Annotated in this window: 16 protein-coding genes and 1 pseudogene; 13 read left to right on the forward strand and 4 right to left on the reverse strand. The window is 60.3% G+C overall.

The genetic code is table 11. The features are described 5' to 3' along the window. The 6 genes and pseudogenes from DXC90_RS01400 (at position 1) to DXC90_RS01425 (ending at position 5,707) form a co-directional block, all read left to right on the forward strand. A complete protein-coding gene (locus DXC90_RS01400) occupies positions 1-855 on the forward strand; it encodes a PRD domain-containing protein (RefSeq protein ID WP_117734490.1) in 855 nt (284 codons plus the stop codon). A gap of 99 nt (positions 856-954) precedes the next feature. Further along, positions 955-2,571, forward strand: coding sequence for a PTS transporter subunit EIIC (locus DXC90_RS01405; protein ID WP_117734428.1), 1,617 nt, complete (start codon positions 955-957; stop codon positions 2,569-2,571). Between the two features lie 3 nt (positions 2,572-2,574). Further along, the gene (locus tag DXC90_RS01410; protein ID WP_117734429.1) at positions 2,575-3,957 is read left to right on the forward strand and encodes a 6-phospho-alpha-glucosidase; all 1,383 of its coding nucleotides are present in this window, start codon (positions 2,575-2,577) and stop codon (positions 3,955-3,957) included. A gap of 125 nt (positions 3,958-4,082) precedes the next feature. Then, positions 4,083-4,286, forward strand: a pseudogene (locus DXC90_RS09565) (hypothetical protein); the annotation flags it as partial. A gap of 217 nt (positions 4,287-4,503) precedes the next feature. Continuing rightward, the gene (locus DXC90_RS01420; RefSeq protein WP_117734431.1) at positions 4,504-4,707 is read left to right on the forward strand and encodes a hypothetical protein; all 204 of its coding nucleotides are present in this window, start codon (positions 4,504-4,506) and stop codon (positions 4,705-4,707) included. A gap of 64 nt (positions 4,708-4,771) precedes the next feature. Continuing rightward, positions 4,772-5,707 (forward strand): CPBP family intramembrane glutamic endopeptidase, encoded by a 936-nt coding sequence (locus DXC90_RS01425; protein WP_117734432.1) that lies wholly within the window; start codon positions 4,772-4,774, stop codon positions 5,705-5,707. Here DXC90_RS01425 and DXC90_RS01430 read toward each other — a convergent pair. Continuing rightward, positions 5,704-7,851: a YgiQ family radical SAM protein gene (locus tag DXC90_RS01430; protein WP_233502100.1), complete on the reverse strand. Its 2,148-nt coding sequence runs from the start codon at positions 7,849-7,851 to the stop codon at positions 5,704-5,706. The two genes, DXC90_RS01425 and DXC90_RS01430, sit on opposite strands and share 4 nt — an antisense overlap. A gap of 267 nt (positions 7,852-8,118) precedes the next feature. Between DXC90_RS01430 and DXC90_RS01435 the strand changes: the two genes are divergently transcribed. The 4 genes from DXC90_RS01435 (at position 8,119) to DXC90_RS01450 (ending at position 12,972) form a co-directional block, all read left to right on the forward strand. Then, positions 8,119-8,835 (forward strand): YoaK family protein, encoded by a 717-nt coding sequence (locus tag DXC90_RS01435; protein ID WP_117734433.1) that lies wholly within the window; start codon positions 8,119-8,121, stop codon positions 8,833-8,835. A 164-nt stretch (positions 8,836-8,999) separates the two neighbouring features. Further along, complete coding sequence (gene fucO, locus DXC90_RS01440; protein WP_117734434.1) at positions 9,000-10,166, forward strand: lactaldehyde reductase; 1,167 nt, start codon at positions 9,000-9,002, stop codon at positions 10,164-10,166. A 274-nt stretch (positions 10,167-10,440) separates the two neighbouring features. Next, a complete protein-coding gene (locus DXC90_RS01445) occupies positions 10,441-11,460 on the forward strand; it encodes a M42 family metallopeptidase (RefSeq protein ID WP_117734435.1) in 1,020 nt (339 codons plus the stop codon). 138 nt (positions 11,461-11,598) lie between these two features. Beyond that, complete coding sequence (locus DXC90_RS01450; protein ID WP_117734436.1) at positions 11,599-12,972, forward strand: DNA-binding protein; 1,374 nt, start codon at positions 11,599-11,601, stop codon at positions 12,970-12,972. An 8-nt stretch (positions 12,973-12,980) separates the two neighbouring features. Here DXC90_RS01450 and mnmA read toward each other — a convergent pair whose 3' ends face one another. Together mnmA and cysK are read right to left on the reverse strand one after the other, a co-directional pair. After that, entirely contained in the window at positions 12,981-14,204 is a 1,224-nt protein-coding gene (gene mnmA, locus DXC90_RS01455; RefSeq protein WP_255413360.1) for a tRNA 2-thiouridine(34) synthase MnmA, read from the reverse strand. Between the two features lie 58 nt (positions 14,205-14,262). After that, positions 14,263-15,201, reverse strand: a complete 939-nt coding sequence (gene cysK, locus DXC90_RS01460) for a cysteine synthase A (RefSeq protein WP_117734438.1) — start codon at positions 15,199-15,201, stop codon at positions 14,263-14,265. A gap of 252 nt (positions 15,202-15,453) precedes the next feature. Here cysK and DXC90_RS01465 point away from each other — a divergent pair, with 252 nt between their 5' ends. Then, complete coding sequence (locus DXC90_RS01465; protein ID WP_089572175.1) at positions 15,454-15,882, forward strand: Rrf2 family transcriptional regulator; 429 nt, start codon at positions 15,454-15,456, stop codon at positions 15,880-15,882. 138 nt (positions 15,883-16,020) lie between these two features. Here the strand turns inward: DXC90_RS01465 and DXC90_RS01470 are convergent, their stop codons facing one another. Then, a complete protein-coding gene (locus DXC90_RS01470) occupies positions 16,021-16,386 on the reverse strand; it encodes a phage holin family protein (RefSeq protein WP_117734439.1) in 366 nt (121 codons plus the stop codon). A 324-nt stretch (positions 16,387-16,710) separates the two neighbouring features. On the opposite strand from DXC90_RS01470, the gene DXC90_RS01475 reads away from it, so the two are divergent. Both DXC90_RS01475 and DXC90_RS01480 read left to right on the forward strand, forming a co-directional pair. Beyond that, positions 16,711-17,010 (forward strand): YerC/YecD family TrpR-related protein, encoded by a 300-nt coding sequence (locus DXC90_RS01475; protein ID WP_022094855.1) that lies wholly within the window; start codon positions 16,711-16,713, stop codon positions 17,008-17,010. Between the two features lie 184 nt (positions 17,011-17,194). After that, the gene (locus DXC90_RS01480; protein WP_117734440.1) at positions 17,195-20,290 is read left to right on the forward strand and encodes a PD-(D/E)XK nuclease family protein; all 3,096 of its coding nucleotides are present in this window, start codon (positions 17,195-17,197) and stop codon (positions 20,288-20,290) included. Position 20,291: the final 1 nt, after the last annotated feature.

Raw genomic sequence — 20,291 nt, forward strand, 5'->3', positions numbered from 1 at the left:
GTGGTTATCAAGCGAGTTTTCAACAATAACGTCGCAATGGTCACTTCGGACGATGGCTCCGAGCTCATCGTCATCGGCCGAGGCCTCTGCTTTGGCCGCCATGCCGGTGATATCATCGACGAGGCGTCGGTCGAAAAGACCTATGCGCTGCAGGAGGGTACCTCCCAGGATTCTCGTACGATTGACCGCTTGGCACATCTTTTGGAGTCCATCCCCACCGTTAACCTCGTGATTTCCGAGGACATTGTTCAGATGCTTCGTCGAGAGCTCAATGTTGATATCAATGACAAGATTCTCATCGCTCTCGCAGATCATATAAGCCTCGCCCTTGATCGCGAGCGCAAGGGCATTCCGTGCGAGAACCCGTTGCTGCTCGAGATCCAGCAGTTCTATCGCAAGGAGTATGCGCTTGCGGGCCGTGCCCTTCAGATTATCAAGGATTACCTGGGTATCGAGATGAGCGAGGAGGAGCAGGGCTTCATCACCTTGCATATCGTCAACGCTACCATGCCGCAGCGCTCTGACCGTCTGATTGTTTCGGTCCAGCTTGTTCGCGACGTGCTCGCGATTGTTTCCGAGCACTATGCCACGACCCTTGACGTCGCCTCGTTGCCGTACGAGCGTTTCGTTCGCCATCTGCAGTTTTTTGCGCAGCGAGCGCTCGATCCCGCGGCGGGGCAGGTCAATGGCGACGCGCTGTTCCGTATCGATGAAACGGTGTATCCGAGGGCGTTCTCGTGCGCGGAGTCAATTGCCGACCGCTTAGCGTCTACCTATAACGTTGTCGTTACCAATGCCGAGAAGAGTTATCTCGCATATCACATTGTTAACCTGCTTGGAGAATCTGGTCTCTAGGCATAACGTGCCCGCACATCGATTGATATAAGACAAGGCTCATGGTCTTGTCCAGGGCACACCTGTCTTAATTTGCGGAAAAGAAAGGGGAGTATCGCTATGACCGCAAAAAAGAAAGTAAACCTCAAGGCGCCGTTGGAGGTGTTCGCGAAGTCGATCGTCCAGCCGATGATGTATCTCTCGGTTGCCGGCATCCTGCTCATCGTGGGCATCATTCTGACCAACAAGACCATCTGTGCCGTGGTCCCCGTGCTGGGCTCCGGCCCGTTCCAGCTTGCGGGCGCCGTTGTCTATCAGTCGCTGATGTTTATCATCAACAACCTCTCGATTCTGTTCTGCGTGGGCATCGCCGGCGCCATGGCAAAGAAGAACAAGGGCCATGCTTCGCTGATCGCCCTGATGTCGTTCTTCCTGTTCCTTCAGGCCAATAACATCGTGCTCAACGCCACCGGTTCTCTTGCCGAAGCGAGCGGCATGCTCGGCCTTACCGGAACCGGCCAGAGCACCGTTATGGGCATTCAGGTCCTCGATACCGGCGTGTTTGGCGGCATCATTCTTGGTTGCATCACCGGTGCCGTGTTCAACAAGTACTCGAACAAGCAGTTCCCCGTTGCCCTTTCGATGTTCTCGGGCGTTCGCTTTCCGTTCCTGATCATGATCATCATTTCCTGGATCATGGGCGCTGGCTTCTGCATCGTTTGGCCTCCGGTTCAGGGTGCCATCTCCTCCGTTGCCGGCATCATTAAGGAGTCGGGCAACATCGGTCTGTTTATCTACGGCATGCTCAACAAGTTGCTCGTTCCCACCGGTCTGCACCACCTCATCTACACCCCGTTCCAGTTCTCCGATGTGGGTGGCACCCTTACGCTGGGCGATCAGGTTATCGCCGGCGCCTATCCCATCCGTGTCGCCGAGATGGCAATGACGGGCCAGCCCTTCTCCGATAGCACGTATTTCAACAGCTACGCCTTCAACAACCTGTGGCCCTACATCGGCATCGGTCTCGCCTTTATCTTCACCGCCTACAAGCAGAACAAGGACAAGACCAAGGCTGTCATCATCCCGCTGATCATCACCGCCGTGCTTTCCTGCGTGACCGAGCCCATGGACTTCCTCTTTGTCTTTGCTGCCCCTGTGCTCTTTGTCGTCCACTCGATTCTTTCCGGCGTCTTCCTGGTTCTTCTTAAGGTTCTCTCCGTGCCCGCTTCGACTGCAGGCGGCATCATCAACATCGTTGTTTCCAACCTGGTCCTTGGTGTCGATAAGACCAACTGGCCGATGATGCTGGTGCTTGGAGTTCTCAACGCCGCTCTGTACTTCTTCCTCTTCACCTTCCTTATTAAGAAGCTCAACCTCCACACGCCTGGTCGCGAGGAGGAGTCCGAGCTCGCCGAGTCCGTCGCCGAGGGCGAGGCCGCCGCGTCTGTCGCGGTGAAGCAGGGCGCTGTTGCCGCGGCTCCCGCAGAGGGCGTCGATGCGGGCATTGCCGATCTGGTCGCAGGTCTTGGCGGCAAGGACAACATCGAGGAGCTCGAGAACTGCTTTACGCGTCTCCGCGTGAACGTTAAGAACCCGGACCTCATCGATGAGAACCTCATCAACCACGTGCCCAACAGCGGCATCAACCGCAATGGCAACAATATCCAGATCATCTTTGGCATGAAGGTCGCCGAGATGCGTGACAAGGTCGAAAACGCAATTGAGAAGGAGCAGTAAACAATGATCATTACTCTGTGTGGTGGCGGATCCACCTTTACCCCCGGCATCGTCAAGTCCATCGCTCTGCGCAAGGACGAGCTCGACGTTGACGAGATTCGTCTGTACGACATCAACGAGGAGCGCCAGCGCAAGATCGGCGTGCTCGTGGACTGGATTTTGCACGAGGACCTCGGCCTGGACATCAAGCTTACGGTGACCACCGACAAAAAGACGGCTTTTACCGACGCGAGCTTCGTGTTTGCCCAGATGCGCGTGGGCGGCTATGCCATGCGCGAGCAGGACGAGAAGATTCCGCTGCGTCACGGCTGCGTGGGCCAGGAGACCTGCGGCTGCGGCGGCCTTGCCTACGGCATGCGTACCATCTTCCCCATGGTCGAGCTGATTGACGACGTTGAGAAGTACGCCAAGAAGGACTACTGGATTCTCAACTACTCCAACCCTGCCGCCATCGTCTCCGAGGGCTGCCGCGTCCTGCGCCCCAACGCTCGCATCATCAACATCTGCGACATGCCGATTGCGATTATCGACGTGGTTTGCGCCGCGCTCGATATCGACAAGAAGGACGTCGAGTACGACTACTTTGGCCTCAACCACTTTGGTTGGTTCACCTCGATCCGCCACAAGGGCGAGGAGGTGCTCCCGCAGCTGCGCGAGTACATCAAGGAGCACGAGATTCTGCTGCCCGATTCTTACCTCAAGGGCATGAGCTCGCTGATGTCCAAGAAGCCCGAGGAGGCCACCGACGAGCATCCCGAGCAGAACCGCCACACCAAGGGCAGCTGGTACTACGTCTGGAAGGGCGAGTACGAGATCATGGAGTGCTTCCCGGAGTACCTGCCCAACACGTATCTGAACTACTACCTGCAGCAGAAGGAGTTCGTCGAGCATTCCAACCCCGAGCGCACCCGTGCAAACGAGGTCGAGGAGACGCGCGAGAAGAACCTCTTTGATGGCATCGACCATTACGAGAAGACGGGCGAGATCGACGAGAGCACGTTCTATGCGGGCAGCCACGGCGACTGGATTGCCGATCTGGCTATCGCTCTGAAGAACGACACCAAGCAGCGCTTCCTGGTCATTTGCGAGAACAAGGGCGCTATCCCCAACATGCCCTACGACGCCATGGTCGAGCTGCCTGCCTACATTGGCAAGAACGGCCCCGAGGTCATCAGCCGCGACAACATCCCGCTGTTCCAGCAGGGTCTTATGATGCAGCAGCTGAACTCCGAGAAGCTCATCGTCGAGGCTACGATCGAGGGTTCGTACGAGAAGGCGCTCAAGGCCTTTACGCTCAACAAGACCGTGCCTTCGATGAAGGTCGCCAAGGAGGTTCTCGACGACATGATCGAGGCCAACAAGGGTTACTGGCCCGAGCTTCGCTAAAGACAGAAGGTCTCTGGCACAAAAGAGCCGCTGACCGTAAAACTTGATCAATGCCCTGTTCGCGTGTTTGCGCGGACGGGGCATTGCCGTTTTGCGCAAAGGGTTGATATGGGGGTGGGCAGCGCCGTCGCGTCGAGATTGCCCGAGCCCTGCTGTGCCCAGGTGACGCGGTGATTCTTGACGAGCCCTTTACCGGTCTAGATACCGCTGCGCGCGACGCATGCGCCGAGGTCGTGCTCGACTTGCTCGACGGTCGCATCCTGTTGCTTGCCACGCACGATGCCGTCGACGCTCGGGCCCTCAATATCTCGGATATCATCACGCTCTAAATACTTATTCAGCAACAAAATGATCCGTTTTTTTCTCCGTCCCCATGGGGTCGGGTATGGTATTCTATCTGCGGGGTAATACTGCGGAATACCAAGTAATACCAACGCCGTAGAAACAAACTCTAGATGCGGGCCAATCGGGTTGCCTTCACAGCCCGTCGCCCAGCCGCGTGGCCCGCATCTATCCGCACCACCGTCGTTTCAAAAAGGAAGCGCCATGGCAGAACACATGACCCCGGTTGTCGCGAAGGTCTTGCCCGAGGAAAAGGCGGCCTTCGCGGCGGCAACGCAGCTCGTAGGTACCACGCCGTCCAACGCCATCCGCATGTTTATCGCCGCGTTTAATCGCTGCGGCACCTTTCCGTTCGACATTTCGCCCAACGGGGCCTTTGGCACTGCGCCCGATTCTCATCAACAATGACTGTCCCAAACTGCCGGCACTTGGGGACGTTCCTTTTCTGCCGGCAGTTAAGGAACGTCCCTAAGTGCCGGGTTTTGAGGAGGTTGGCATGCTCGATGCGATGATTTGGGCGCTTGCCTGTTTTGGCGTTGTCGCTGCCGATATCGCCCTGAGTGTGGTTTTGTTCTCCGCTCTGGGCGTCGCATCGGTGTTCATGGGCTTTTCGATTGACGACCTCGATATTCAATTGCTTCAGGCTGCCGCGCAGATGGCGTCGTTTTTGATGGCGCTGCTGTGGTGGCGTTATCTGTGGCCGCGTTCGTTTATGGCACGCCGGCAAAGCGCGCATCCGCTCGGCGGGGGAGCGCGTGGGGCGTGGAAGCGCATCGTCTGCGTTATCGTGATTGGCCTTGCCCTGCAGGTGGTCGTTGGCTACGTGACCGACGCCGTGCTGTCGCTGTTGCCGGAGGCCGCGGCCGACTACAGCGAACTTGTCGAGGAGACGGGCATGGGTGACACGAGCTATCTGGCCGTCCTGACCACGGTGCTCGGCGCTCCGTTTTGCGAGGAGCTGCTGGTGCGCGGTATCATTTTTGAGTTTTCGCTCCGAGCGTTTAATCCGCAGTGCCGCCCACTTTGGAAGCGCCGGCGTCGTGCGAGCGCGCAGGACGGCGCCATGGTGCCCTGGGCGGCCCCGAGCACGTGGGGTATCGTCGCGGCGGTCGTGCTGCAGGCGGCGATCTTCGGTTTTATGCACCTGAACTGGGTGCAGGGCTGCTATGCGGGCGCTGCCGGCCTCATTTTTGGCTGGGTGCTCGTGACGACCGGAAAGCTCCGCTACACGATCCTGCTGCATTTTGCCTTTAACGCCGGGTCGTATCTCATGACGTTGCTCTGGTTTGTGAACACGCCGTTCGATGTGGCAATTACGGTCGCTATCGCTGGCGTCATCCTCGTTGAGGCAATGCGCTCACTGCGCCACGCGTGTGGGATGTACGCAGCGAGCGCGCCGCTGCCCTAGTTGCGACGCCCGCCTCCGTTGGCGCCCTGTCGTCCCTGGGCCGCGCGGTTGCGGCCGGCGGTGTTCTGCGCACGCGACATGCCGCCGTGCCCCTTGCTGCCCTTGGGGCCCTTGCCGGCACCACCGTGGGCCCTGCCGCCCTTCTTGCCGGTGCCATGCCCGCCGCCAGCAGACGTCTCGCCCGGGCGCGGCGGCACGGGACGGATTAGGCAATGCTTGGTGTAGCCGATCAGGTCGCGGCGGCCTGCCTTCTCCAATGCCTCGCGCACGAGCTTGTAGTTCTCGGGCTTGCGGTATTGGATGAGCGCGCGCTGCATAGCCTTCTCGTGCGGGTCACGCGCCACATAGATTGGCTCCATGGTGCGCGGGTCAACGCCGGTGTAGTACATGCAAGTGCTCATCGTGGACGGGGTGGGGTAGAAGTCCTGCACCTGCTCGGGCATGTAGCCCATGTCTCGCACGGCCTCGGCAAGCTCCACCGCTTCCTTCATGGTTGAGCCGGGGTGGCTCGAGATGAGGTAAGGCACCACGTACTGCTTGAGTCCATATTCACGGTTCAAGCGCTCAAATTTGCGGCAGAATGCGTCGTAGACGGCGCGGCTCGGCTTGCCCATCACGGAGAGAACCGCGTCGCTCACGTGCTCGGGTGCCACGCGCAGCTGGCCCGAGACATGGTGTTCCAAAAGCTCGCGCAAAAACTCGTCTGAGGCATCGGCCATGGTGTAATCGAAGCGAATGCCGCTCCTCACAAAGACCTTCTTGACGCCTGGCAGCTGGCGCAGGTCGCGCAGCAGCTGCGTGTAGCCGCTCTCATCGACCACCATGTTCTTGCATACGCTCGGCCACAGGCAGCGCTTGTTCTTGCACACGCCGTGCTTGAGCTGTTTGTCGCAGGCAGGGCGGCTAAAGTTGGCCGTCGGTCCGCCCACGTCGTTGATGTAGCCCTTAAACTCGGGGTCGCGCGTGAGCAGCTCGGCCTCGCGCATGATCGAATCGTGGCTGCGCATCTGCAGCACGCGGCCCTGGTGGAAGGTGAGCGCGCAAAACGAGCACTCGCCAAAGCAGCCGCGGTTAGAGCTGATGGAAAACTTGATCTCGGCAAAGGCCGGCACGCCGCCCGCGGCGTCGTAGTCGGGGTGCCAATCGCGTGCGTAGGGGAGTTCGGCCACCTCGTCCATCTCGTCGGTGGTGAGCGTCGCGGACGGCGGGTTCTGCACCACATAGACGCTGTTGGGGTAGGGCTCTACCAGGCGATGTCCGGTGATGGGGTCCATGTTCTGCTGCTGCACGTTAAAGCTGCGCGCGTAGTTGAGCTTGTCGGCGGTAAGGTCGTCCCAGCTGGGCAGCAGGTCGTAGTCGTAGACCTCGTCGAGCGAGCTGGTGCGGTAGACGGTGCCATTGATATAGGTAATCTGGTCGACGGGCAGTCCCGCGTCGAGCGCGTCGGCGATCTCGACGATCGCGTGCTCGCCCATGCCGTAGATGAGGATGTCGGCGCCCGAGTCGAGCAGTACCGAGCGCTTGAGCTTGTCCTGCCAGTAGTCGTAGTGGGCCAGACGGCGCAGACTCGCCTCGATGCCGCCGATGATGATGGGGGCGTCCTTGAACGTCTGGCGGATGAGGTTGCCGTAGACCGTAACGGCACGGTTGGGGCGGTGACCCTCCTCGCCACCGGGGGTATAGGCGTCGGTGTGGCGGCGGTGCTTGGTCACCGAATAGTGGTTGACCATGGAGTCCATGTTGCCGGCACTGACGAGAAAGCCCAGGCGCGGCTCGCCGAGCACGGTGATGCTGGCGGGATCGGTCCAGTCGGGCTGGCAGATGATGCCCACCTTGTAGCCATGCGCGTCGAGTACGCGGCTGATGATGGCCATACCAAAGCTGGGGTGGTCCACGTAGGCGTCGCCGCAGATGTAGACAAAGTCGCACTGGTCCCAGCCGCGTGCATCCATGTCGGCGCGACTGACGGGTAGGAACTTATCGCGGCCCGGACGCCAGGGGCGTGAGGGCGCTGCCTGGGTGTGCGCGGCCCGGGTGGCGGGGGCGGCCGTGACCTGCGCCTTACCGCCGCGCTTTTGCTGCTGGCCCTGTTTGCCCTGCTGACTGCGCTGGTTATTCTGAGCGTGCTGAGGCTTTTTTGCCACGATCCCTCCCGGTGTTTGTATGCTGCACGTAATTGTAACCAGTCTTTTTGGGACGGGGCTAAAAAGACTGGTGGAGTACATGAGCTGGCGGATCGGCGCGTCGATGCGGGTGTCGGCGCCTCTCCCGCCGTATGTTTCCAGACTGTGTATCTGCGCGTTGGGGGCCCGTCTCGCTCGCACGCCATGTTGTCAATGGGTTACAGTATGAACGGCGGCAATGTCTCCGCCAACGCACGAGAGGGTCGTCAACAAGGAGGATGCACGACGATGCAGCGTGCCAAACAGATATCGGAGTCCATCGAGCTGGGCATCATCTTGGCGCTTGCCGGTGGCTTTATGGATGTGTATTCGTACATTGGGCGCGACCATGTTTTCGCCAACGCGCAGACGGGTAACATCCTGCTGGTGGGCGTGAGCATCTCAGAGGGCAACTGGGCACTTGCGGGGCGTTACTTCTTCCCTGTGGTTTCGTTTGCTGTGGGCATTATGCTTGCTGACCTGGTACACGAGCGTTTTGGCAGCGTGATTCACTGGCGCCAGGTGACGGTGTTCTTTGAAGCCGTCATCTTGCTGGGCGTGAGTTTTATTCCCGGTGGCGATTTCAACCTGCTCGCCAACTGCCTTACCTCGTTTGCCTGCGGCATGCAGGTCGAGAGCTTCCGCAAGATTCATGGACACGGCATCGCCACGACCATGTGTATCGGCAACCTCCGTAATGCCTTGCAAAACGTGGACGATTACATCATTACCCACAAGCGCGGCTTTTTGGAAAACGGCCTGCTGTACTTTGGTGTGATCTTTACCTTTGTGTTTGGCGCCGTGCTGGGCAATTGGTGCATTGAGCGCATGGGTCTGCATGCCATTGCGGTGGCGAGCGTGCTGCTGTTTATCGCGTTTGCCATCATGTTTATCGATCGCGAACGCGACTTGCGCTTTCGCTGGAAGGTTGCGGCCGAGGCTTGGAAAGAGGGCTGTCGAAAGTAACCGAATGCGGCAGAGGGGTTGTCCCTTTGCCGCAGTTTTTTCATTTCCTGTTGAAACGCTTTAACACTTTTGATGTTCTCATGCATTTTTTGTTTCAAAAGCGTTAGGATGGAACTTGCAGCGCGGGGCGTAATGGGTGCCCCGTACACGATGGGAGGCTATCAATGGCTAATCGTTTCGTTCTCAACACCATTTCTTATCATGGTTCCGGCGCCATCAAGGAGATCCCCGGTGAGCTCCAGCGTCGCGGCTACAAGAAGATCTTCGTCTGCTCCGACCCCGACCTGGTCAAGTTTGGCGTTACCGCCAAGGTGACCGACGAGCTCGACGCCGCCGGCATCACTTGGAGCCTTTACTCCGAGATCAAGCCCAACCCCACTATCCAGAACGTCAAGGACGGCGTCGAGGCCTTTAAGGCCGCCGAGGCTGACGCTATCGTGACCATTGGTGGTGGCTCCTCCATGGACACCGCCAAGGCTATCGGCATCATCATCAACAACCCCGAGTTCGCTGATGTCCGCAGCCTCGAGGGCGTTGCTCCCACCAAGAACCATGCCGTGTTCACCATCGCCGTGCCGACGACCGCCGGTACCGCTGCTGAGGTGACCATCAACTACGTCATCACCGACCCCGAGAAGGTCCGCAAGTTCGTGTGCGTCGACACCAACGATGCCCCCGAGGTCGCCGTCGTCGACCCCGACATGATGGCTTCCATGCCCGCCGGCCTGACCGCCTCTACCGGCATGGACGCTCTGACCCACGCCATCGAGGGCTACACCACCAAGGGCGCTTGGGAGCTCTCCGACATGTTCCACTTTGAGGCTATCAAGCTGATTAGCGAGAACCTGCGCGACTCTGTCGCTGAGGCCAAGTCCGGTCAGCCCGGCTCCGGCCGCGAGGGCATGGCCCTTGGCCAGTATGTCGCCGGCATGGGCTTCTCCAATGTTGGCCTGGGCATCGACCACGCCATGGCTCACACCCTGTCCGCTCACTACGACACCCCGCACGGCGTTGCTTGCGCCATGCTGCTGCCGATCGCCATGGAGTTCAACAAGCCGGTTTGCGCCGAGCGCCTGGCCAAGGTTGCCGTTGCCATGGGCGTTGACACCACGGGCATGAGCACCGACGAGGCCGCTGACGCTGCCATCGCCGCCGTCAAGCAGCTCTCTGCCGACGTGAACATCCCACACGTCTGCGAGGCCATGAAGGCCGACGAGATCGAGGTCCTGGCCAAGGACGCTATGGCCGACGCCTGCTTCCCGGGTAACCCGCGCGAGGCGACGCTCGACGACGTTATCGAGCTCTTCAAGAAGATCTGCCCGGCTGCTTAACCTGGTTCGGCGGGCCCCGCCCGTTAGCCCCAGAATCGTCCTCGGACATGTCGGAGGCCCCGCTGCGCACTACGTGCGGCGGGGCCTCCTTCTGTCCTGCGGAAAGATTCTGGGGCTAACGGGCGGGGCCCGCCGGCTCGTTGTCGTGGCGGGCGCTGTTCGGAAGAGCTCGATGGGTCATCTCGCTGGGTAAATATTTGTGCGTGATGGTATCGTTGTTGGGGCTTTTACTGATTACGGGATGTTGACTTTGGAGTTGTGGATGGTGTCCCAAATGGATTCTACGCTTGGTTTTATTACTGACCAGTTGAAGGCGCTTACCTCGATTGCTTCGCCTACGGGCTATACCCGTGCGGCGACTGATTATCTAATGGAAACGTTGCGCGATATGGGCTTTGGCCCTGAGCGTTCCAATAAGGGCAACGTGCTGGTCGAGCTTGGCGGCGAGGGTGAGCCGCTGGTGTTGGCCAGCCATGTCGACACCCTGGGCGCCATGGTGCGCTCCATTAAGGACAATGGTCGCCTGCGTCCCACGACGCTCGGCGGGCATCAGTGGTCTACGGCCGATGGCGAGAACTGCACCGTTTATACGCGTGATGGCAACGTCTACACGGGTGTGGTTCTTAACACCGAGCCTTCGGCGCATGTGGCCGATGAACCGGTCAAGACCGTCGAGAAGAACATGGAGATCTTGCTCGACGAGAATGTCGACAGCAAAGACGACGTGCTCGAGCTGGGTATTCAGACCGGTGACATCATCGCTATGGATCCTCGCACGACGGTGACGGAGAGTGGCTACATCAAGAGCCGCTTCCTAGATGACAAGCTATCCGCGTCGATTCTGCTGGGTCTGGCCCGCGCCGTTGCTGACGGCGAGGTGACCCTTTCGCGCAAGGTTTCGCTGCTCTTTACGGTGTACGAGGAGGTCGGCCACGGCGGTGCCTTTGTGCCGGCTGACACGCGCGAGATGATCAGCGTGGACATGGGCTGCGTGGGCGACGACCTGGGCTGCACCGAGCGCATGGTTTCGATTTGCGCCAAGGATTCGGGTGGCCCCTACAACTACGATCTGGTTACCACGCTGTCCAATATCGCGCGCGAGCTGGAGCTCGATTACGCCATCGACGTGTACCCGCACTACGGCTCCGACGTCGAGGCTACGCTTTCGGCTGGTTACGACATCCGCCACGGCCTGATCGGTCCCGGCGTGTACGCGAGCCACAACTACGAGCGCAGCCACATCGACGGCGTGCGCAATACCTACGAGCTCGTTCGCGCCTACGTTCAGCGCTAAGGGAGCAGCTTGCGACTCGGCTGACCAATCGCTAAGGCCCGATTTCTCGGGCCTTTTTTCGCTTTGGGTCGTTTAGTATTATGATGTCTGTAATCTATTAACTAAACGTGTAAATTACTTAACGAGGTGATGCGGTGTATGGATACGTCTGAGTACTTGTCTATGGGTGATGCTGCCCGCCTGTTGGGCGTTACGAAAGCCCGCATATCTCAACTTGCCGCATCGGGAACGCTCGCGTGCGATATTGTGGGCGGCCGGAAGATGATCGAGTACAATTCTGCGATCGCCTATCAAAAGGTCCGCAAACGAGGGCGCCGTCCTGCAGCCGATGTGGGACGCAAGTTTACGCTGATGTCGGCCGACCATGAGGTCGCGCATGTCTCATTTGATCCGACGCGCGAGTTTCCCTTCGAAATCGCCGAGGTCCTCGATGCGCAACGAATGCCGTTTGGCACATGCTCGAGCTCTTCTCCAACGGTGAATAAGCGGGAGCTCAACGCGTGGTGGGGGCATCGGTCGGTACCCGATGTTCGCCCCGGGCTTATCTTGCGCTACCGAGAGTTAGGGATCGTCAACGGCACTGAGGTGCCGGTTCAGTGCCTGGGCCTCTCGCTTTCGGATTGCTATTGGCTGCGGTCGACCGATTGCGACGGGCTCGAATGGCGAAACATCAATTACTTTGAGAACGAATTTGAGCGATCGGCGCCCGAGGGGCGTTCGGGTTGGCTGGAAGGCATCGGTCTTAAAAATCCCGACAACACATCCGAGGGCGAGCTTCCTAAATCGTGGATGATTCGCAACGGTGTTCGCGTCCTGGTCAAGGGGTGCGGCATGGACGATCAACGTCCCTTTAACGAGGCGGTTGCAACGGCTCTACATCGTCGCTTGCTGTCAGAGGGTGAGTTTGTTCCCTATGCGGTTGAGCGGATGTTCGATGGCCCTGTGTGTTTGTGCGACGACTTTCTTGACGGCCGCGAGGAATATGTTCCGGCTGTTTACGTTAAGAACGCTCTTGGCGGTCAGCGAGGAAACTCGACGTACGACCGGTACTGCCGCTTCCTTGGTAAGCATGGAGCAGACGAGGCTGCCGTGAGAAGGTCTATGTCGCAGATGATCATTTGCGATGCCCTTTTGGCCAACAGCGATCGCCATTGGCGAAACTTCGGCATCATCCGCAATGTCGACACCCTGGAGATAAAACCTGCACCGCTGTTCGATAGCGGCAACTGTCTGTGGTATAACGTGCCAACTGCCGTGCTCTCATCTGGGGAGTTTGGGTTTTCCGCTAAGCCGTTTGGGCCCGACCCTTTCGTCCAGCTGGCGCTTGCGGACTCGCTCGATTGGTTCGATTCATCGCGGCTCAACGGATTTGTTGATGAGGCAATCGAGATTCTTTCGCAGAGCAAATGGGCCACGGCGGAGGGTCGACTCGAGGCCATCCGCCGCGGCCTCGAGCGTCGCGTAATCGAGGTTGGTGCCGCTGTTGAGGCACTTCGACACGTGCGGCGATAAACCAGCGGCTACTTAAGTGCGCCGGTTACGGTACCACCGCCCAGGACGATGTCGCCGCGATAGACTACAACGGCCTGGCCGGGGGCGATGGCTCGCTGTGGCTCGTCAAAAGTTAGCAGCATTTGCTCGCCTTCGTCGCGCGTAAGTGTCGCTGCCTGGTCTTTCTGACGGTAGCGGTACTTGGCACCTACACGAATGCCGCCGGCATTGAGCTCTGCCTCCATGCGGTCGGCAGGGGCGCTCCAGATCCACTCATCGGCAGTTAGCGCCGAGGCGGTTAGGTCCTCGGCTTCGCCCAGATGCACGGTGTTGCTGGCGGCGTCGACGCCCGTTACATACACCGGATGCGCCATCGCGACACCCAGGCCTTTGCGCTGGCCGATGGTGTAGCGCAGCGCGCCGTTATGGCGTCCGACCACGCTGCCGTCGCGCCACACAATGTCGCCCGGTGCAGCGGCATGTCCGCAGCGGCGCTCGATATAGCCCGCGTAGTCGCCGTCCGGGATAAAGCAGATGTCCTCGCTCTCGGCCTTCTTGGCGTTGATGAAGCCCTGCTCGGCGGCAATGCGGCGTACGTCGCGCTCCTTGTCCAGCCCTGCCAGCGGAAAGATGGTGCGTGCCAGGCGTTCTTGCGTGAGCGAATATAAAAAGTAGCTCTGATCCTTTTTGGGGTCCTCGCCGCGATGCAGCTGCCAGGTGCCGTCGGGCGCCTGGCTCGTTTTGGCATAGTGGCCTGTGGCGATGTAGTCGCAGCCCATATCCAGCGCCGCATCCAGCAACGCGCCAAACTTAATGTGGCGGTTGCAGATGATGCACGGGTTGGGCGTCAGCCCCTCCTGGTAGGCGGTCACGAAGCGCTCGATCACGTTGCGGTCGAAGGTCTGCTGCAGGTCGAGCACATGGTGGGGTATCCCCAGGCGCTCGGCGACGGCCTTCGCGTCAGCGATGTCGCGGTCGACTTTACTCACGCCCGTGACAGGATCGGGTGCGGGGCAGGTGAGGCGCATGGTGGCACCGACGCATTCGTAACCCTGACTTTTGAGCAGATACGCAGTCACGCTGGAATCGACGCCGCCGCTCATGGCGACGAGCACGCGCTTATTGTGCATGGGGAGGTTCTCCTTGGTGGCATGTGGCCAAAAAAGAAAAGCGGCGCGGGAGGCTGGTTCCGCGCCGCAGACATTGTAGCAAGTTCGGACGTCTCGTGGGACACCCTGTTGGGATGAGCTCAGGCCGCCAGAAGAGAGGGGAGACCGGCGTGCCTTGGACTCGTTCTAAGAACGAGAAGCTCTAGCCCTGGAAGAGCGCCGTGGACAGGTAGCGCTCACCGGTGTCGGCAAGCAGCGCCACGATGGTCTTGCCTTCGTTCTCGGGGCGCTTGGCCAGCTGCAGCGCGGCCCACACGGCGGCGCCGGACGAAATGCCCACGAGCACGCCCTCCTTGTGGCCCACGGCGCGGCCGGTGGCAAAGGCGTCGTCGTTCTCGACGGGGATGATTTCGTCGTAGACCTGGGTGTCGAGGACGTCGGGCACAAAGCCGGCGCCGATGCCCTGGATCTTGTGCGGGCCTGCCTGGCCCTTAGAGAGCACCGGGGAAGTGGCGGGCTCGACGGCGACGATCTTAATCTCGGGGTTCTGCTCCTTGAGGAACTCGCCTACGCCGGTCACGGTGCCGCCGGTGCCAACGCCGGCGACGAAGATGTCGATCTTGCCGTCGGTGTCGTCCCAGATCTCGGGGCCGGTCGTGGCCTTGTGGATGGCAGGGTTGGCGGGGTTCACAAACTGGCCGGCGATAATGCTGTTGGGGGTCTCCTTCTGCAGCTCCTCGGCTTTGGCGATGGCGCCCTTCATGCCCTTGGAGCCGTCGGTGAGCACAAGCTTTGCGCCATATGCCTGCATAAGCTTGCGGCGCTCGACGGACATGGTCTCGGGCATGGTGATAATCACCTTGTAGCCGCGAGCCGCCGCCACGGAGGCGATGCCGACGCCGGTGTTGCCGCTCGTGGGCTCGATGATGGTGTAGTCGCCGCCGCGCACGAGCTTGCCGGCCTTCTCGGCCTCGTCAATCATGTTTTTGGCGACACGGTCTTTGACGGAGCCGGCGGGGTTGAAGTACTCGAGCTTGACGAGCACGCGGGCCTTGAGGTCCTCGTCGGCCTCAAAGTGGGTAAGCTCCAAAAGCGGGGTGTGGCCGATAAGCTGATCGATGGACGTGTAAACCTTGCTCATGGTGAACCTCCAAAGTGTTCAAATGACTGGATACCGTGTGGTTTTACGGTGTATGTAACAGCAAAACCTACAAACCCAATAGGTTGTTCGTTTAGCTGTTGGGAAGCATAGTAGACAGCAAAGCCTAGTAATGCAATAGGAATTTATGAATTATTGCGAGTCGATTAACCATCTTGACGGGATGGGTATTTTCAAAGCCAATTTTTCGGCTAGAATTTCTACGGATTAAATGACCGAAAGGCAGCAATATATATGTTGGTTTCCACAAAGGGCAGGTATGCCCTGCGCGTTATGGTCGACCTGGCAGAGCACCAGGCGGCCGGCCGCATCCCGCTCAAAGAGATTGCGGCGCGACAGGGGATTTCGGAGAAATATCTGGAGAACATTCTTGCCACACTCGTACGCGCCAATATGCTCTCGGGCATGCGCGGCAAGGGCGGCGGCTACGTGCTCACGCGCCCTCCCGAGCAGTACACGGTGGGCGAGATTCTGCGCCTGACCGAGGGTAGTCTGGCGCCGGTCGCCTGCCTGGATGGTGACTGCAAAGGCTGCTCGCGATCTGATGAGTGCCCCACGCTCGACGTGTGGAAGAACCTGGACAAGCTCATCAACGACTACCTCGACGGTGTGACACTCGATCAACTTGTCGCTCCCAACGAAGGCTACGACTACGTCATCTAACCCACACCTTCCATTTGGGGACGGGGTAGAAATGGTAGATTTCTTTACCCTCTGAGGCTCGATAAAGAAGAAGGCCGTCCATCGTTTCGATGGGCGGCCTTCATTTTGGCGTGTTGTGGCGATCCGTATCGGTTCGCTCTAGTTCTTGGCGATGCTGTCGAGAATGCTGCGCATGATGGATACCAAGATGCTGCCCATAAACGCCGATCCAAAGCTGGCGATGGAGATGCCCGCGCCCAGCAGATTCACCGATAGGTAGCTGGCGAGCTCGAGCATAAGGCTGTTGACGACAAGCTGGAAAATGCCCAGCGTAATGATGGTGAGCGGCAGCGAGATGACCGTCAGGAACGGTTTGACGAGCGAATCGACGATATTGAGGAACAGTCCTACGAAGGCGAAACAGACCCAGGCCTCGGCAAAGCCGAAGGGTTGGATGCCGGGGACGAGGAACGTGGCGATCGCGATAGCGATCGAGGTGAAGAGCCAGTTAAGCATAAAGCGCATGGCGTGAATCCTTTCTTGCGCCGGGGTTGCTGGCGTCGCGTGAAGCGGCTTGCGGCGGCGACCTGGATGGTTGCGCGGGTGCGCCGCGGTGTTTGGGCGCCCATTGTCTCAAATATTCGTGGAGCTTGCGTGCGCATTCGGTTTCAAAACGGCGTTCGACCTAAAAAACGTGCCGCTGACAGAGAGTCTTGTCGCTTTAGTTTGGTGGTGTGCTAAACTGCTACGGGCAAAAGCCACAGGCGTTGCCCTATTGCATAGAACGGGCGAACGATGCCCGATGTTAGTATCAACTTCGATGCCTTTTGGCGGGTTTGGCGGTAATCGATGAATATCGAGAACATGTTTGACAAGCCTGATGTCAAGCAGCTAGTCCACGCATTTAGCCTTTTGGACGACGAGAAAGATATCCAAGCGTTTTTGACCGATATCTGCACGCCGCGTGAGATTTGCGATCTTTCTCAGCGTTTGCAGGTGGCGCGCTATCTGGACGAGGGCGAGCCCTATGTCGAGGTCCAGGCCCGCACCGGCGCTTCGTCCACCACAGTGAGCCGCGTGTCCAAGGCACTCAACGGCGAGTACGGCGGCTACCGCAAGATCCTCATCAAGCTGGAGGATGGCGAGTAGGCTAGCGACAAAAACGAATTGCGCAGAACCGTCCCTTCGGGGGCGGTTTTTATATGCCCGCAATCGGCTGGTGCGTTGGGGTCAGGTTGCTTCGTACCAAAAGATGGAGCTGCGGTGGCAATGTGTCCGCTTGGGCGGGTAGGATGGATACATTGATTATTGCGAACGGTTTGAGTGGAGGACCATGCCTGTTCGAATCTATACCACCAACGCCGGCGCGGATTTGAGCGATGCCGAGGCGGCGCTGCTCGCCGACCTGGTTGCCCGCCACGGGCGTGCCGTTTTGCTGGTGCCTACGTTTGCCGAGCTCGATCTGTGCCGTCATGATGCGGCGGAAGCTGGGGTTTCACTGGGTATCGATTACAAGACCCCTTCGTCGTGGCTCCGTTCGCTGTGGGAGCTTATGGGCGATGGCCGTAGCTTTGTGGATAACCTTCAGCGCCAGATGCTGTTCTCGGACATGATCGACCGCCGCGATGACGCTGCTCTGCAGCCGCTCTCGCGCAGCCAGGGCACGGTGCGCATGCTTGCGCGTATGGCCCGCGATGTGTTGCCGGGCGTGGCGGGGGCGGGCGACGAACGCTGCCGCGATGCCGCCGCTCAGCCCGAGCCCAAAAGCGACGCCGAGGCCCGCGTTTTCGAGCTTTTGCGTGCCTACGCGGGTGGTTTGGACCGTCGAAATATGATCGAGCCCTGCGAGGCGGCTGACATTATGGCCGGTGCCCTGGCCGATAACCTGCCGGGGTGCGCCCGTGCCGTTTGCGTGCGCGGCGTCACGTCATTTACGTATAGCTTGCTCGAGCTGCTGTCCGCCGTGGCAAACAACGGGGGAGAGGTCGTCGTGCTGCTTGTCCGCGAGCAGGCGGCGACGCGCGAGGAGCTTGCCGCGGCATTTGATGCCCGCGGTGTGCTGTTTGAGATCGCGCCGCTGGACGAGGATGCCGGCGCGTCTGATGCCGCTTGCGGGACCGCCGCTCAGCCTGCCTTTATTGAGGTCGCCGGCCCCCATGCCCGTGCTCATGTCTATGCGGACGCAATTGATGATCTGGTAAAAGCGTGCCAGGGTTCCGAGGCCGACGGCGCCGCGACGAACGCCGACCCCGCACGCGTGCTCGTCGTTTCTGCCCGGGCACCCCAGCTGTTCGGTGAGCTCGCCTCTCGTCTGGCGGCTCGTCGTATCGCTGCTGAGACAACTGAGTTCACGGCGTTTTCCCAGTCCATCGCGGGCAGGCAGCTTACGGCGCTTGCCGGCCTGATCGAGCGCATGAAGGCCGCCGACGAGGGCATCGCCTCTAAGACCGAGTGGTGGCCCGCGCCGGAGCTTACCGACTGGATTTACAGTCCGCTTTCGGGTGCCGATGCCGCCAGCGCGCTCACGTTCGATAAGAATATGCGTCTCTCGCGCAGCAAGACTACCGCGGGCGTTAAGAGCCTGCTGCAGAGCATTCAGGGCCAGGTGAGGGGCGCGCGTAAGGCGGCGAGCGACGAAAACTGGTTTAAGAATGTGCCGTGTGTGGTCTCGGACGTGTTCCAGGCGCTGTGGCGTGACAAGCCCGTGACGGCGCTCAAGGCCATGCTTGCCGTTGCCGAGGCGTTGCCCGATCGCTCGCTGGGCAGCTTGGATGGCCAAGCCCGTCGCCAGGCGGAGGTGGCCCTGCTGCGCCATGTCATCGACATCCTTATGAACGATGCTCGCGCGCTCGACGTGTCGCAGGCCGCGACCGTGCCCGTGCTCGATGGCGTTCGCACCAAGGTGGACAAGCGTAGCACCGCCTACGATTACGAGACTTACGAGGTTGACCGTGCGCCACGTGCTCAGGTTCGGTTTGCTTCGCTTGCCGATGCGTCGGTTCTGCGTCCTGGCTGCTACGATGCCGTGCTGTTTGCCGATGTCGACCTGGACAGCTACCCGCTTTCGCACGAAGAGGGCCCGCTTGCTACGTTGACGGCCGAGCTGCGCCGCGACGGCGTGTCTTTGGAGCCCGCCGCCCTGCTGCGCGTGCGCTTTTGCCGTGCAATGCAGGCGGCGAGCGGTCCGGTCGCGCTCGCCCGCGTGACGCACGATCGCCAGGCACGCGAGTGCTACCCGGCAGCCGTATGGACCGAGCTGCGGGCGTATGCCGAGGCCGCTGGTGCCGCCAAGGTTGCGTGCGTGGGCGAGGGCGGTATCGTCGCCGATTTTGATCCGGCGGCCGGCGAGGGTATCGAGTGCAAGCGTGTTGCGTGCGAGGCTCCTCAGCATTTGAGTGATGCGGCTGTGCCGTACCTGGTCCTGTGCCGCCGCGATGGCGAGGGCGAGGACGCGCCGCTCGTGCCGCGCCTGACGTCCGCCTCGCAGATTGAGGCGTACTCGACGTGCCCGCTGTGTTGGTTCGTGTCGTATCGCGTGAAGCCCCAGTCCATCGACGCGGGCTTTGGCAACATGGAGAAGGGCAACTTTGTCCACGATGTTCTGGAGCGCCTGCACGCCCGTCTGCCCCAAGAGGGCATGGAGCGCGTGACGCCCATGAATCTGCCGCGTGCACAGGAGCTGCTACACGAGGTCTTTGACGAGACCTTGGCCGAGCATGCCTCCAAGCGTGGCAACGAGGGCCCGCTCGTGCCGCTCTCTCCGGTGGAGGAGCGCCAGGTGGCCGAGATTCTGCCGCAGCTGGAGGGAGTGCTTGCCTACGAGTCCGAGGCGCTCGCCCCCTTTGCCCCGCGTTACCTGGAGTTCGCCTTTAACGAGCTCAAAGTCGAGTATGCCGGCTGGCCGCTTGGCGGGCGCATCGACCGCGTGGACGTGGACGCCGAGAATCGTGCCGTGGTGATCGACTACAAGCATCGCACGGGCGTTGAGGAGTTTAAGCTCGCCGACCCTACGGTGCGCGACGAGGAATCGGGCGAGGCCGCCATCGACGACCCACGGTGGCTACCGCCCCATACCCAGACGCTTATCTATGCGCAGGCCATGCGCCGGGCGCTGGATTTGGACACCCGCGCGGCGCTCTACTTTTCGACCAAGGGCGGCAAGCCGGCGTTGCGCGGCGCCGCGAGCGCCGAGCTGCTCGAGGAAGAGCGCGGCGACGGTCGCATCCCAGGCCTCAAGAAAGGTTTCCCCGGCGAGGGTGGCAGCATGGACTTCGACGCCCTGCTCGATCGCGTGGAGGCCGGCATCGCCGAGCGCCTGCGGGAGCTCGAGGCAGGCAACGTTGCCGCCGTCGACCCGACGTCGGCTCAGGCCGCGCATGCGCGCTGCTCGTATAACCACGAAGGAACGTTTGTAAGGAGGGACGTGTAGA

The sequence above is a fragment of the Collinsella sp. TF09-1AT genome (assembly GCF_003436895.1).
In the GTDB taxonomy this organism is placed as follows: Bacteria; Actinomycetota; Coriobacteriia; order Coriobacteriales; family Coriobacteriaceae; genus Collinsella.

What these genes read in the sequence shown, in the direction of transcription:
- DXC90_RS01405 (WP_117734428.1), top strand. Translation starts at nt 955, where the DNA reads ATGACCGCAAAAAAGAAAGTAAACCTCAAGGCGCCGTTGGAGGTGTTC.
- DXC90_RS01410 (WP_117734429.1), top strand. Translation starts at nt 2,575, where the DNA reads ATGATCATTACTCTGTGTGGTGGCGGATCCACCTTTACCCCCGGCATC.
- DXC90_RS01420 (WP_117734431.1), top strand. Translation starts at nt 4,504, where the DNA reads ATGGCAGAACACATGACCCCGGTTGTCGCGAAGGTCTTGCCCGAGGAA.
- DXC90_RS01435 (WP_117734433.1), top strand. Translation starts at nt 8,119, where the DNA reads ATGCAGCGTGCCAAACAGATATCGGAGTCCATCGAGCTGGGCATCATC.
- fucO (WP_117734434.1), top strand. Translation starts at nt 9,000, where the DNA reads ATGGCTAATCGTTTCGTTCTCAACACCATTTCTTATCATGGTTCCGGC.
- DXC90_RS01445 (WP_117734435.1), top strand. Translation starts at nt 10,441, where the DNA reads ATGGATTCTACGCTTGGTTTTATTACTGACCAGTTGAAGGCGCTTACC.
- DXC90_RS01450 (WP_117734436.1), top strand. Translation starts at nt 11,599, where the DNA reads ATGGATACGTCTGAGTACTTGTCTATGGGTGATGCTGCCCGCCTGTTG.
- cysK (WP_117734438.1), bottom strand. Translation starts at nt 15,201, where the DNA reads ATGAGCAAGGTTTACACGTCCATCGATCAGCTTATCGGCCACACCCCG.
- DXC90_RS01465 (WP_089572175.1), top strand. Translation starts at nt 15,454, where the DNA reads ATGTTGGTTTCCACAAAGGGCAGGTATGCCCTGCGCGTTATGGTCGAC.
- DXC90_RS01470 (WP_117734439.1), bottom strand. Translation starts at nt 16,386, where the DNA reads ATGCGCTTTATGCTTAACTGGCTCTTCACCTCGATCGCTATCGCGATC.
- DXC90_RS01475 (WP_022094855.1), top strand. Translation starts at nt 16,711, where the DNA reads ATGAATATCGAGAACATGTTTGACAAGCCTGATGTCAAGCAGCTAGTC.
- DXC90_RS01480 (WP_117734440.1), top strand. Translation starts at nt 17,195, where the DNA reads ATGCCTGTTCGAATCTATACCACCAACGCCGGCGCGGATTTGAGCGAT.